At 73.4% G+C, this 13,074-nt stretch carries 12 protein-coding genes; 1 reads left to right on the forward strand and 11 read right to left on the reverse strand.

The window, feature by feature from the left end:
- Positions 1–30: 30 nt before the first annotated feature.
- From AB0F10_RS06620 to AB0F10_RS06655, 8 genes are all read right to left on the reverse strand, one after another.
- Positions 31–1,542: a fused MFS/spermidine synthase gene (locus tag AB0F10_RS06620; protein WP_360620807.1), complete on the reverse strand. Its 1,512-nt coding sequence runs from the start codon at positions 1,540–1,542 to the stop codon at positions 31–33.
- A 27-nt stretch (positions 1,543–1,569) separates the two neighbouring features.
- Positions 1,570–2,580 (reverse strand): hypothetical protein, encoded by a 1,011-nt coding sequence (locus AB0F10_RS06625; RefSeq protein ID WP_360620808.1) that lies wholly within the window; start codon positions 2,578–2,580, stop codon positions 1,570–1,572.
- Positions 2,581–2,644: 64 nt separating this feature from the next.
- Complete coding sequence (locus tag AB0F10_RS06630; protein ID WP_360620809.1) at positions 2,645–3,418, reverse strand: SDR family oxidoreductase; 774 nt, start codon at positions 3,416–3,418, stop codon at positions 2,645–2,647.
- 22 nt (positions 3,419–3,440) lie between these two features.
- A complete protein-coding gene (locus AB0F10_RS06635; protein WP_360620810.1) occupies positions 3,441–4,247 on the reverse strand; it encodes an inositol monophosphatase family protein in 807 nt (268 codons plus the stop codon).
- The gene (locus AB0F10_RS06640) at positions 4,240–4,695 is read right to left on the reverse strand and encodes a response regulator (protein ID WP_360620811.1); all 456 of its coding nucleotides are present in this window, start codon (positions 4,693–4,695) and stop codon (positions 4,240–4,242) included. The genes AB0F10_RS06635 and AB0F10_RS06640 overlap by 8 nt, the downstream gene beginning before the upstream one ends.
- Positions 4,692–6,296: an ATP-binding protein gene (locus AB0F10_RS06645; protein ID WP_360620812.1), complete on the reverse strand. Its 1,605-nt coding sequence runs from the start codon at positions 6,294–6,296 to the stop codon at positions 4,692–4,694. Before AB0F10_RS06645 ends, AB0F10_RS06640 begins: the two co-directional genes overlap by 4 nt.
- The gene (locus AB0F10_RS06650; protein ID WP_360620813.1) at positions 6,293–7,489 is read right to left on the reverse strand and encodes a fused response regulator/phosphatase; all 1,197 of its coding nucleotides are present in this window, start codon (positions 7,487–7,489) and stop codon (positions 6,293–6,295) included. Before AB0F10_RS06650 ends, AB0F10_RS06645 begins: the two co-directional genes overlap by 4 nt.
- Before the next feature lie 148 nt (positions 7,490–7,637).
- Positions 7,638–7,985: a hypothetical protein gene (locus tag AB0F10_RS06655; protein ID WP_360620814.1), complete on the reverse strand. Its 348-nt coding sequence runs from the start codon at positions 7,983–7,985 to the stop codon at positions 7,638–7,640.
- 65 nt (positions 7,986–8,050) lie between these two features.
- Between AB0F10_RS06655 and AB0F10_RS06660 the strand changes: the two genes are divergently transcribed.
- On the forward strand, positions 8,051–10,450 hold the full coding sequence (locus AB0F10_RS06660; RefSeq protein ID WP_360620815.1) for a M28 family peptidase: 2,400 nt from the start codon (positions 8,051–8,053) through the stop codon (positions 10,448–10,450).
- Between the two features lie 12 nt (positions 10,451–10,462).
- On the opposite strand, the gene AB0F10_RS06665 is transcribed toward AB0F10_RS06660, so the two are convergent.
- From AB0F10_RS06665 to AB0F10_RS06675, 3 genes are all read right to left on the reverse strand, one after another.
- Complete coding sequence (locus AB0F10_RS06665; RefSeq protein ID WP_360620816.1) at positions 10,463–10,747, reverse strand: Smr/MutS family protein; 285 nt, start codon at positions 10,745–10,747, stop codon at positions 10,463–10,465.
- Between the two features lie 10 nt (positions 10,748–10,757).
- Positions 10,758–11,129, reverse strand: coding sequence for a tetratricopeptide repeat protein (locus AB0F10_RS06670; protein ID WP_360620817.1), 372 nt, complete (start codon positions 11,127–11,129; stop codon positions 10,758–10,760).
- Positions 11,130–11,259: 130 nt separating this feature from the next.
- Positions 11,260–12,897, reverse strand: a complete 1,638-nt coding sequence (locus AB0F10_RS06675; RefSeq protein WP_360620818.1) for a hypothetical protein — start codon at positions 12,895–12,897, stop codon at positions 11,260–11,262.
- Between the last annotated feature and the right edge of the window lie 177 nt (positions 12,898–13,074).

The raw sequence follows: 13,074 nt of genomic DNA on the forward strand, positions 1-13,074 counted from the left end.
TCTGACCGGCGCAACGCTCTTTGTCCGGAATCACCCGGCCAGCAGTTGATCCACCGGTGCGTAGTCGTCGGTCAGCACCCGGGCGCCGTCGACGAACTCGTCCAGCTGGGCGCCGGCGAGCAGCCGTACCGGCTCGTCGACGAGATCGAGGTGCCGGCGGATCCCGTCGAGCGGCAGCGGCGACCGCGACGCCACGATCACGAAGTTCGATCCGGTCCTTCCGGCCAGGGCGTCCTGCGGCGCGATCAGGGCCACGTGCGGGAAGACGGACGCGACCGTGGCCGTCTCGGCCCGGATGAAGCGGTCCGGCGGGTAGTCGATGACGTTCTGCGCGTAGACGCCGTCGGGGCGCAGCACCCGCGAGATGTCGGCGGCCAGCTCCCGGGTGGCGAGGTGCCACGGGACCACCAGGTGCCCGAACGCGTCACCGACCACGAGGTCGTACGCCCCGGTCCGCTGCTCGGCGACGCCCACCCGCGCGTCACCGACGCGCACCCGCAGCCTCGGCCCGGTACGCAGGCCGAGTTCCCGCCTGTCGAGCTCGACCAGGCCGCCGTCGAGCTCGAGGACGAGCTGGTCGCTGCCGGGCCGGGTCGCCGCGACGTACTCCGGGACGGTGAATCCGCCGCCGCCCAGGTGCAGGGCGTCGAGCGGGGCACCGCCGGTCTTGGCGAGGTCGACAAGCGCGCCCAGCCACTGCACGTACGCGAACTCGAGGTGCGTCGGGTCGTTCAGGTCGACGTACGAGTGCCGGGCCGAGTTGAGGATCAGCGTCCGGCCGCCGGGCCGGCCGGGATCGGCGTCGACCCGCGCGCAGTGATAGGCGGTCTCGACGTCGCACGGCGTCGGCGCCGACGCGCCCAGCCCGGCACCGAACAGCCCGATGGTGACCACCACGGCCCGGGTCCGCGGCCGGCCCAGCGGGGTCAGCCCCGGGGTGGTGCGGCGCAGCCACCAGCCGAGCCCGAAGCCGGCGACGGCCAGCGCCCCGGCCAGGGTCAGCACGATCCAGCTGCTCGGCATCGCCGCGACCAGGATGAAGCCGGTGCCGAGGGTCGCGGTGATCGCGCCGAGCGTACCGAAGCTGGAGAGCCGGCCGACCACCTCGCCGGTCCGGCGCAGGTCGCCGAGCTGCAGCTTCACCGTCAGCGGCGTGATCGTGGAGAGCAGGAACGCCGGCAGGAAGACCGCCATCGCGGCCAGCAGCAGCACCGCCGGGGCGGCGCCGCCGCGCAGGATCTCGCCGCCCCACCGCACCAGCGGGAGGGTGCCCGCGGTGGTGATCGCGGCGAGCAGCAGCGCCGGGGCGAGCAGCACCCGCGGGTCGAGCCGGTCGGCCAGCCGGCCGCCGAGCCACGCGCCGTACGCGATCGCGGCCAGCGATATCCCGATGACGGAGCTGCTCACCTGCAGCGTCACGCCGACGTAGGGCCCGACCAGCCGCAGCGCGACGATCTCCAGGACCAGCACCGCGCCGCTGGCGAAGAACACCAGCCCGGTGGCGAGTCCGGACGGCAGGGCGCGCGACGGGGAGGTCTCCATCGCGCGGATGCTACCGGCGCGCCGCTGTCAGATGACCGAAAGGTGCACGTGGTTGGTGTGCGTGGCCGACGGGCCGCCGGAGCCGCTGTAGGAGCGCCAGCCGGTGCTCGGCATCCAGATCTGCCTATACCAGATCACGTAGAGCACGCCGAGTCGCGACGCGTTCTTGACGAAGTAGGCGGCCAGGTTGTTGCCGTAGGTCCGGTCGCCGCCGGAGGCATTGACGTTCTCGAAGCCGCCGGTCGCCGCGGCGAAGTCGCAGGCCCGGCCCTTCGGATGCTCGCCGGAGGAGCGCTCGCTGAAGCACGACGTGTAACGCTTGAAGTTGGCCGCCCGGGCCTGGTTGTAGGAGTTGAGCAGCCGCGGCGTGATGCAACCGGAGGTGGTCGGGTCGTTGACCGTGCAGGACTCCTTGGGCCAGGAGCCGTCGGAGTTGCGCGGGGCGGCCTTGGCCAGCGGCGAGTTCGCGCTGACGAAGCCGCCGGCGACCGCCCCGCCGCCGACGCTGGCCAGCGCCCGCTCGGCCTGCTCCTTCTTCTTGGCCATGACCTTGACCTGGTTGGCCTGCTCCTTGATCTCCAGATCGAGGGCGGCCGTGGCGCGCTCGGCCGTGGTGACCGCGTCGTGGTAGCCGGTCAGGGCCTTGCCGTCGACCTGTGCCATCTGGTCGAGGCGCAGCGCACGCTCCATGAACGTGTCCGGCGAGGTGCTGTTGAGCAGCAGCGTCATCGTGTTGAAGCGGCCCTGGCGGTAGGACCGGTTGGCGATCTCGCCCACCCGGCTCTCCAGCTGTGTCGCCTGCTGCCTGGCCTGCTTGAGCGTCACGCCGAGCGTGATCTGGCGCTTCTTGGAGGCCTCGAGCTTGTTCTTGGCCTCGATGTGGCCCTTGGCCGCCGACTCGAGGGCCGCGCGCAGCGTCTTCGTCCCACCCTCGTCGTCGGGTTTCGCGTGCGCCGCCGGCGCACCGACAACCAGTACGGCCACGGCCGCAAGCAGTGCCAGGACAGGCTGGAGCCGGCGCAGGAGAGTCGCCGCCACGGTCTACCTCCCAAGTCGTAAGCGCGGTGACTCTACCTCGCCGAGGGGCGGATCGACAGCTTGGTCAAGTCGCCGAATATCCACCATCGACGAAGAGTGTTTGGCCGGTCACAGCAGCGCTAGCAGAACTCGCTAGATAAACGGCACAACCGGCAAAATCGGCGGGTACTCCATTGCGGCCGATCATGGCGCGGCGGGCGTGCTCGGCCGCCTTCACCGGGTCCGCGAAGACCGGCTCGGTCAGCGGGGTGTGCACCACTCCCGGCGCCACCGCGTTGCAGCAGACGCCGCGCGCCGACCACGCCTCCGCCTGGGACCTGGTCAGCGCCACCAGGCCCGCCTTGGCCACGCCGTAGGCGCCGCTGTTCCCGTACGCGCGGAAGGCCTGCTGGGAGACGACGTTGATGATCCGGCCGTGGCCGCGCGCCGCCATCGCCGGCCCGAACCGCTGACCCAGTAGAAACGGCGCGGTCAGGTTGGCGGCGAGGGTGACGTCCCAGTCGTCGTCGGTCAGCTCGTCCATCGGCGGCCGCCGGTTCACCGCCGCCGCGTTGACGAGCACGTCCGGGTGCCCGTACTCCGCGACGATCGCGGCGGCCGCGGCGGTGAGCGCGGCGCGGTCGGCCAGGTCCGCGGCGACCGCGCCGACCCGCACCCCGTCGGCGGCCAGCTCGCCGGCGGACTCCGCCAGCGGCCCGGGCCGCCGGGCGACCAGGACGATCCGGGCGCCCGCCCGGCCGAGCGCGCCGGCCATCGCCCGGCCGATCCCGGAGCTGCCGCCCGTCACCACCGCGGTCAGGCCGCCCAGGCCGAAGAGCTCCTCGAGATACGTCGACAAGGCGGGTGCCTCCCGGCCCGGCTCAGGCGAACAGCGCGGCGTGCGCCGTCGCCCAGATGTCCGCGTTCGCCGCGATCAGCAGGCCCCGCTCGGAGTCCGTCGGGCGGTAGCGCGAGCCGTCCAGGTGCAGCACCGTGCCGCCCGCCTCGGCGACGATCAGCGCGCCCGGCACGTGGTCCCACGGCAGGATCCGCCAGAACGTCGCGAACTGCTGCTCGTCGGTGGCGACCGCCTGATACTCGTGCCCGGCGCAGTGCCGCCCGCGGGTCACCGTGCCGAACGTGGGCACGCCGGCCTCGATCCGCGTACGCAGGTCGTCCGGGAAGTAGCTGCGGGAGACCGCGCCGGTCAGGGCGCTCGCGGGCGGATCGTCGGTGCGGGCCTTCAGCCGCAGGCCGTCCGCGTACGCCCCGCTGCCGGCCTCGGCGACGGTCATCCGGTCGGCGACCACATCGAGGATCCAGCCCGCGGCCGGCTCGCCGTCGCGGAGCAGGGCGACCATCACCGCGAACGGCGTCTTGCCCGCGGCGAAGTTGTTGGTGCCGTCGACCGGGTCGACGATCCAGATGGCGCCGCCGTCACCGACCCGGCCCAGCACGCCGGGGTCGGCCGCCACCGCCTCCTCGCCGACGACCTGCGAGCCGGGCAGCAGCGCGGTCAGTCCGGCGGTCAGCGCCCGCTCGGCCTCCTGATCGGCGATGGTGACCAGGTCACCGGGCGACTTCTGGTGGATCTCGGCGGCGCTGAGATGCCGCCACCTGGGCAGCACCACCTCCTGGGCCACCTCGCGGACCAGCGAGGTGACCTGGTCGACCAGGTCGTCACGCACGCGGTGGCAGCTTCACGACGCTGACGAAGAACTCGTCGATCTGGCGGATCACCGCGATGAACCGCTCGAAGTCGACAGGCTTGGTCACGTAGGCGTTCGCATGCAGCTGGTAGCTGCGCAGGATGTCCTCGTCCGCCGCGGAGGTGGTCAGTACGACCACCGGGATGCGGCACAGCTCATCGTCCTTCTTGATCTCCTCGAGCACCTCGCGGCCGTCGCGGCGCGGCAGGTTGAGGTCGAGCAGGATCAGGTCGGGGCGCACGGCATTCTCGTAGGGGGCCTCGCGGCGCAGGTAGGACAGGGCCTCGGCACCGTCGGACACGACGGAGAGCCGGTTGCGGACCTTGTGCTCCTCGAACGCCTCCTGGGTCATCAGCACGTCGCCGGGATCGTCCTCGACGAGCAGCACCTCGATGGGCGTACCGTCCTGCCGGATGACACCAGTCACGTTGCTCCTCCCTTGGCATCCTCGACGAGCTCCCGCACCGGAACGCCGGCCAGCAGCGGGAGGGTGAAATAGATCGAGGTGCCCTCGGCGACGTCAAGATCGAGCCAGATCCGTCCACCATGGTATTCGACGATCTTCTTGACGATGGCGAGGCCGATGCCGGTGCCCTCGTACGCGTCCCGGGCGTGCAGCCGCTGGAAGATCACGAAGACCTTGTCGGCGAACTCCGCCTCGATGCCGATGCCGTTGTCGCGGACGTTTATCCGCCACTCCTGCTCGTCGCGTTCCGCGGTGACGGTGATGACCGGCGCGACGTCGGGCCGGCGGAACTTCAGCGCGTTGCCGATCAGGTTGACGAAGAGCGTGGTGAGCAGCGGCTCCTCGCCCTCCACCGTCGGCAGGTCGGACCAGACGAACTGCGCGTCATCGCCGGCCCGGTCCTCGAACTGCGACCTGACCCGCGCCAGCACCGCGTCGAGGTCGACGTCCGTGAAGCCCGCGGTGAGCCGCCCGATCCGGGAGAACGCCAGCAGGTCGTTGATCAGGCGCTGCATCCGCTGCGCGCCGTCCACCGCGAAGCCGATGTACTGGTCCGCGCGCTCGTCCATCTGACCCGCGTAGCGGCGCTGCAGCAACTGGCAGAAGCTGGCCACCTTGCGCAACGGCTCCTGCAGGTCGTGCGACGCGACGTAGGCGAACTGCTCGAGGTCGCGGTTGGACCGGGTCAGCTCCTCCGCCTGCGCCTTGAGCTGCTCGTTCACCCACTCGATCTGCTGGCGCGCCTCGCGTACCTCGGTCAGCTCGGCGGCGATCTGCGTGCGCATCCCGTCGACGTCGGCGGCCAGGCCGCGCAGTTCGGGCGAGCCCTCGCTGGTGATGGACCGGTCGTAGTCGCCCCGGGCGACCTCGCGGACCTGCTCGGCCAGCTCGGTGACCGGCCGGGTGACCAGCCGATCGAGCAGGAGCAGCAGCGTGGCGCCGGCGAGGATCACCACCACCGCGGCGAAGACCTCGAGGGCGACGAGGACCGTGCCGCTGCGCTTGGCGGCGTCGGCCGCGCTGGTCCGGATCACCAGGATCTGGCCCTGCAGGTCCGCGATCGAGGCCCGCAGCGCGTCGAACTCCCTCGTGCTCGCCGCCTCGACCAGCGCCTGCCCTGCCTCGGGGCCCTGCGTCCGCACGGCGTTGATCACCGGATCGGCGACGGCGAGCCGCCAGGCATCGGCGCGCTGCCGCACCTGCCGCAGCGCCGGGCCGATACCGGCGTCCTGGCGTTCGCTGCGCTGACTGAGCCGGTCAAGCTCGTCCAGGAGTTGATTCTGTCTGGCCACCCCGTCCGCGTACGGCCTGAGGTTGTCCTCGTTGCCGCTGATCGCGAAGCCGCGGATGCCGGTCTCCTGGTCGACGACCGCGGTATTGAGGCTCTCGCCCGCCACTCGCATCGGGCCGGTCACGTCGAGGATGACGTCCATGTGGTCGTTGCTGCTCGCCGCCGCGATCAGGGCGAAGCCGCCGAGCATGGAGAGCAGCAGGCCGGCGGCGAGGCAGAGGGCGACGACCCGCCGGCGCAGGGTCCACGTGCGCAATTCCAACAGGCTCATCGGCCGCCTCCGCGGGAGATCAGCAGCATGGCCACGTCGTCGGCGAGCGGGCCGCCGTTGCCCTGCTCGGCCCGGCCGACCAGCCACGCCGGCAGGGCCGCGAGCGGCACTTCCTTGGCGGCCGGGTCGCCGAGCAGCCCGCAGAGCCCGTCGACGTCGAGGCGTTCGTCGCCGACGCCGGTGTGCCCCTCGATCAGCCCGTCGGTATACAGCAGCAGCGACCAGTCGCGGCCGGGGAACTCCACCTCGGTCGCGGGCGTGGGTGTGGGCTTGACGCCCAGGACGATGCCCGTACGCGCGGCAACCGGCTCGGCCCGGTCGCTGGAGAGCAGCACCGGGGGCGGGTGGCCGGCCAGCCGTACGGTGGCCCGGTCGGCGGTGAGGTCGATGACGGCCGACGCGACAGTGACGAACACCTCACGGGCCCGGCGCTCGCTGACCAGCACCTGCTCGAGGGCGGCGAGGATCTGATCCTCCGGGACGCCACCGAGCACCAGCGCCCGCCAGGCCACCCGGAGTTCGGCGCCCAGGGCCGCCTCGTCGACGCTGTGCCCGCAGACGTCGCCCACGATCACGTGCAGCCGGTCTGCGCCGACCTGCACGACGTCGAAGAAGTCGCCGCCGAGCAGGCCAAGCGCCCGCCCGGAGCGGTAGAACGTGTGCACCGCGACCTCGTCGGTCTGCATGAGCGGCTGCGGCAGCAGGCCGCGCTCGAGGCGGGCGGACTCGGCCTGGCGCAGCTCCACCTCGCGCAGCCGCCGGGCGTTCTCGTCCGCGCGCTTGCGCTCGACCGCGTAGCGCAGCGCCCGGACCAGCAGGACGCCGTCGACCTGGCCCTTGACCAGGTAGTCCTGGGCGCCCTCGGCCACGGCGGCGACGCCGAGGTGCTCGTCGGACCGCCCGGTCAGCACGCACACCGCGGCGCCGCCGGCCACCGCGAGCAGCTGGCGCAGCCCGTCGATGCCCTCGGCGTCGGGCAGGCCCAGGTCGAGCAGGACGCACTGCACGCCGCGCATCATCGGCCGGGCCTCGCGCAGGCTGGTCGCCACCTGCAGGTCGAACGACGCGCCGGCCTCGGCGAGCAGCTCGCGGACCAGGAAGGCGTCGCCCTCGTCGTCCTCGACAAGCAGGATGCGGAGCCGCTCGGGGGCCTTCAGCGCGGGCTGGGCTCCTGCGAGGGCGCGCTCGATCAACGCGTCACCCCGCAGGTCAGGGTGCGCGCGACGGCAGCACCGGCGCGGTGGGGACGCTTGATGGCTCGACTCCTTCGGGCGTGACCCGCTGATAGTCCACCACCCGCTGCGGGTACACAACACCGGCCACCGTCACCGGAGGTCCGGCTCACCCCTGCGGGCCGTACGAGGGGTCGGCCGCGACCCGGCGCGCGTGCTCGGCGATCACCTCGCCGAGGATGCCGTGCAGCCGGCCGCAGTCGCGGCAGTGCAGGTTCTCGTCGAGGCTCCGGCTGCCGCAGGAGATGCAGAGCCCCCGGTCGGCGGGATCCCGGTACGCCTCCAGCGCGCGGCACATCGCCCGCACGACATGGTCGCTGACCTGGAACGTCGCCTCCCCCAACGCGGTACGCAGGCCGATGACGGCGACGGGGCCGGACTCGGGCGAGGTGTCGTAGCAGGCGACCCGGGCGATGAACTCGGCGAAGACGGCTGGGGGGTCGAGGGGGAGGGTCACCGGACAAAGCTATGCCACCGGCGCACCGATCACGGGGGTACCCGCGGCGGGTCGCAGGCGCTTAGATGTCAGGCGTCACCGTCGTCGGGAGGATTTCTGTGCACGTACCCCGGATCGAGGCCGCGTCGCGGGCCCTGGTGCGCCCCGCCCGGCGAGGGTGGGGCGCCCTGGCCGCGGTCGTGGCGCTCGCCGCGGTGGCGGTTCCGGCGCTGCAGTCCGTGCGTCCGCCCGCGGCGCGTCCGGCCGGGGCGCCGTCCTCCGACTTCAGCGCGGGCCGGGCGTTCGAGCGGGTCCGGGCGCTCGCCGTGGCGCCGCACCCGGCGGGCAGCGTGGCCAACTCGGCGGCCCGCGACCAGGTGATGGCCGCCCTGCGCGAGGCCGGCCTCGACCCGCAGGCTCAGGACACCGTGTCGGTTCAGGGCGGCGAGTTGTCGTCGAGCGCGGGCGGCACCGGCCTGGCGCAGGTCCGCAACGTGGTGGCGCTGCTGCCGGGCACCGCGTCGACCGGGCGGATCTTCCTGGTCGCGCACTACGACTCGGCGCAGACCGGGCCGGGCGGCAACGACGACGCGGCCGGCACCGCGGCCGTGCTGGAGTCGGCGCGGGCCCTGGCCGGCGGGCCGCGCCTGCGAAACGACGTCGTCTTCGTCCTCACCGACGCCGAGGAGGCGTGCCTGTGCGGCGCGCAGGCCTTCGTCGACCAGCATCCGCTGGCTCGGGGCGGCGGCGTGGTGCTCAACCTGGAGGCCCGCGGCAGCACCGGCCCGGCGATCATGTTCGAGACGGCGGCGGACAACGCGGGCCTGATCGGCGCGTTCGCGGGGGCGCCGAAGCCGGTGGGCACCTCGTTCGCGGTGGAGATCTACCGCCGGCTGCCCAACGACACCGACTTCACGCCGTTCCTCGAGGCGGGCTTCACGGGGCTGAACACCGCGTACATCGACGGCTCGGCGGTGTATCACGCGCCGACGGACACGCCGGCCGCGATGGACACCGACAGCCTGCAGCACCTCGGCGACAACGCGCTGGCGCTGGCCCGGGACCTGGGCGGCCGCGACCTGGCCGGGCTGAAGTCGGGTGGCGACGCCACCTACTTCCCGGTGCCGGGCGGGCTGGCGGTCTATCCCGGCTCGCTGACCTGGCCGCTGGCCGCGCTGGCGCTGCTGGCCGTGATCGCCCTCGGCTGGCTGGCGCGGCGCCGCGGCCTGGCCACCGGCGGCCGGCTGGCGGCGGGCTTCGGCCTGGCCCTCGTGCCGATCATCGTGGCGCCGCTGCTGACCGTGCTGCTCTGGGCGCTGCTCACCGCCCTCCGGCCGGGCTACGCCGAGCAGCCCATCGACCCGTACCGCCCGTTCTGGTACCGGCTGGCGATCCTGGCCCTGACCGCGATGGTCGTCTTCGCCTGGTACGCGCTGCTGCGCCGCAGGCTCGGCCCGGCGGCGCTGGCGGTCGGCGGCCTCGGCTGGCTGGCGGTGCTCGGGGTGGCGCTGGCCGCGTTCGCACCCGGCGGCTCGTACCTGACGGCCCTGCCGGCCCTCGCCGGCGCGCTCGCCGGCATCGCGGCCGTGTTCCTGCGCGGCTGGTGGTCGCTGCTGCCGGTGACGCTGGGCGCGGCGGTCGCGATCGTCGTGCTGCTTCCGGCGGCGATCATGTTCTTCCCGGCGCTCGGCCTCACCGGCCCGGGCGCGTTCATCGCGGCCCTGCTGGGACTCGCCGTCCTGCCGGTGATCGACCTGCTGCACCCGGAGGCGGGCGGCCAGCGGGGGCTGGTCGCCGCCCGGGCCCGCCGGCTGGGCGCCCTGCCGGCCCTGGCGGCGGCGCTGGCCCTGGTCGGCTGCACGGCCACCGGCCTGGTCGTGGACCGCTTCGACGCGGCCCACCCCGCGCCGGCCCATCTCATGTACGCCCTGGACACCGACACCAACCAGGCGCGCTGGCTGAGCGCGGACTCCTCGCCGCAGAAGTGGACCTCGCAGTACGTGTCCGGGCCGGCGGTGGCGGTGACCGACGCCCTGCCGGCGTTCGGCGACGAGAAGCTGTTCGCCGGCCCGGCTCAGCCGGCGGCGCTGCCCGCGCCGCGGCTGACGAAGGTGGACGACTCGACGGCCGGCGACCTGCGCACGGTTCGGCTGCGGCTGGCACCGCAGCGCCCGGTCCGGCTGGTCACGCTGCACGTGGGCGCCGAGACGGCGGTCACGAAGGCCACCGCCGGCGGCCGCGACGTCCCGGTGGACCGGACCGCGGGCGGCTCATGGGGCTTCGGCCTCGTCTTCCACGCGCCGCCGGCGGAGGGCGTAGAGATCACCCTGACGGTCCGCGGCACCGGGCCGCTGAAGATCCGCGTCATGGACGCCAGCGACGGCCTGTCCACCCTTCCGGGCTTCAGGCCCCGCCCGGCGGACGTGGGTGTCACCGGCTCACACAGCTCGGAGATGCTGGCCGTGGCGCACACCTACACGCTGTAAGGAGGGTGGGCGTCACCGCCCGCGACGGCCGCGCCCCTGTGCGGACTCGAACCGGAAGTGGATGAAGAGCCGGCCCCAGTTGTCGCCGTCCTTCTCCACCCGGTGGTAGAGCTGCTTGATCTCCTTCTGGTCCAGGAAGCGGAGCACCTTCTTCTTCAGTGCTCCCGACCCCTTGCCGGGGATGATCTCGACCAGGGTCGCCTTCTTCTGGATGGCCTCGTCGATGATGCCGCGCAGCGCCTTGTCGATCTCGGTGCCGCGGTTGAAGATGTCGTGGAGATCCAGCTTGAGCTTCACGTTCGCGATCCTATGCGCCCTCGTTCTTGCCCAGCCACGTCTCGGCCCGGCGCACCGCGTCGGTGTAGTCGTCGTGCCGTTTCATCGCGGCGGCCAGGCGCAGGTGCGGCAGGGCCTCCCGGAAACGGCCCGCCCGCTCGAGGGTCCGGCCGAGCACGTGGTGCGCGTAGTGATCGGAAGGGTCCTGCTCGATCAGCACCCGGAGCTGCCCCTCCGCCCTGGTCAGCTGCGCCGAGTTGAAGTAGGCGCGGGCCAGCAGCTGCCGGACCGCCGCGTTGTGTGGTTCCGCCTCGACTATCGGCTCCAGGAGGCGGGCCGCGCCGAGCGCGTCGCCGGACTCGAAGATGAAGGTGGCCCTGCGGTACTCCTCGAGTAGATCCACAAACCCGCTCCCCACGCTCACGCCGGCGACTTGACCAACGCTGGCACAACATCGGTCGAACGGCGAGTGTTCCGTTTCCCCAAGCTTCCCGACAATTCGCCGCATTCCGCAGGCCTCCGGAACGGACCGGCTAGGGCTTCCTGACGAGCAGGGCCGCCAGGCCGCCGCCGAGCAGCACGGTGCCGAGCGCGACGAGCGCGATCGGGCTCATGCCGGTCACCAGCACCCCCGCGCCGTCGCCGGGCAGCACCGCGGCGGACCTCCGGGCCGGCTGCCGGACGCCGGACGGCAGCGGCGCGACCGCGGCCGGGACGCCCGTGACCAGGTCACCGACCGTCAGGCCGTCACGGGTGCGGACCAGCACCGCCACGTCGTAGCGCCGGCCGTTCTCGAGGCCGACCAGTTCGCAGCCGTCCGCGGTGGCGACCGCCAGCGTGCACGTCGAGCGGTAGTCGGCCGTCGTCGCCCAGAAGTACAGGAACTCCCCGGACCCCATGTCCGCGGGCGGGCGCCAGGAGACCCGCAGGCCGCCGTCGAGCGCGCGCACCCGCACGCCCGTCGCGGCCGTCGGTGGCCTCGGCAAACCCTTGACCTGCACCGGTACGGCCACAGCGGCCGATCTCGGCGTGCCAAGCCGGCCGTTGGCGCCGACACCCCAGCAGTACGCGTACCCGCGGGTGTCGAAGGCACAGGTGTGCTGGTCGCCGGCGTCGACGTCGCGCAGCACGAGGCCCGCCCGCACGCCGACCGGCGCCGTACGCAGGGCCCCGCCGCCGTTGCCGAGCCGCCCGCCCGCGCCCTTGCCCCAGCAGAACGCCCGCCCGGCGCGGTCCAGCCCGCAGGTGTGCTCCCCGCCCGCCGCGACCTCGTCGAACGCGCCGGCGAGGCCGACGGCGACCGGCCCGGCTTGCGGCCGCGCCGCCCGGGACCCGAGCGCCCGGCTGCCCCAGCAGTACGCCCGCCCGTCGGCGTCGACCGCGCAGGTCTGCGTCCCGCCGACCGACACGTCGCGGATCTTGCCGCGCATCGGGCCGCGCGCGACCGCCGCCGGCTCGGCCCGGTCGCCGCGCCCGGCGGCGCCAAGCTGCCCGTACGCGTCGGAGCCCCAGCAGAATGCGGCGCCGGCCGCGGTCGTGGCGCAGGTGGTGTCGCGCCCGGCGGAGATGCCGACGACCGGGTCGCGCATCCCGGTCCGGGTGCTGACCCGCACCGGCAGGGCCGAGCCCCGCACCCCCGGCGCGCCCAGCTGGCCGTGCGAGCCGTCGCCCCAGCACCAGGCCACGCCCTCGTCGTCGACGGCGCAGGAGTGCCGGGCGCCGGTGGCGATCTCCACCAGGTTCCGGCCGGACAGGGCGGCGACCCGGACCGGGGTGTCCCGGTCGGCGTGCCCGCCGTCGCCCAGCTGCCCGGCGGAATCGTCGCCCCAGCAGTGCGCGCTCCCGCGCAGGTCGATCGCGCAGGTGTGCGCCGCGCCCGCGTCGACCTGTACGGCGGCCGGGAGCGCGGGCACCACCTGGCCGAAGGCGTGCGCCCGCGCGCCGTCGCCGAGCTGCCCCGACGAGTCGTCTCCCCAGCAGTAGAGCCCGCCCAGGCTGGTGATCGCGCAGGTGTGCGCGCCGCCGGCCGCGATGGTCGCGCCGCCCAGCATCGCGGTACGGACCGTGTCGACGCTGATGCCGGGCGGGTACGGCGCCTCCGCGGCCGCCGAGGTCGGCAGCAGGACCAGTGCGAGCATCGCGACGACACCGACGACGCCGCGTAGTCGCACCCGTTCCTCCGCTCACCCGTGTCTGCACCGCGGGCCATTATGCGGCGTTATTAGCTTTTAGTCCGATTCCGACACGCCCGTGGGCGGTCCCGCCCGCGGGGACAACGACGTTGGGGGCGACGCACAGGTGCTACACAGGAAACGGAAAGGCGGCGCAAAGCGTGGCCCGCGACAGTT

Source organism: Actinoplanes sp. NPDC026623 (assembly GCF_040638275.1).
Lineage (GTDB): Bacteria > Actinomycetota > Actinomycetes > Mycobacteriales > Micromonosporaceae > Actinoplanes.

Excerpts from the sequence above, each read along its gene's own strand:
- AB0F10_RS06620 (WP_360620807.1), bottom strand. The coding sequence starts at position 1,542 with ATGGAGACCTCCCCGTCGCGCGCCCTGCCGTCCGGACTCGCCACCGGG.
- AB0F10_RS06645 (WP_360620812.1), bottom strand. The coding sequence starts at position 6,296 with ATGAGCCTGTTGGAATTGCGCACGTGGACCCTGCGCCGGCGGGTCGTC.
- AB0F10_RS06660 (WP_360620815.1), top strand. The coding sequence starts at position 8,051 with ATGTCAGGCGTCACCGTCGTCGGGAGGATTTCTGTGCACGTACCCCGG.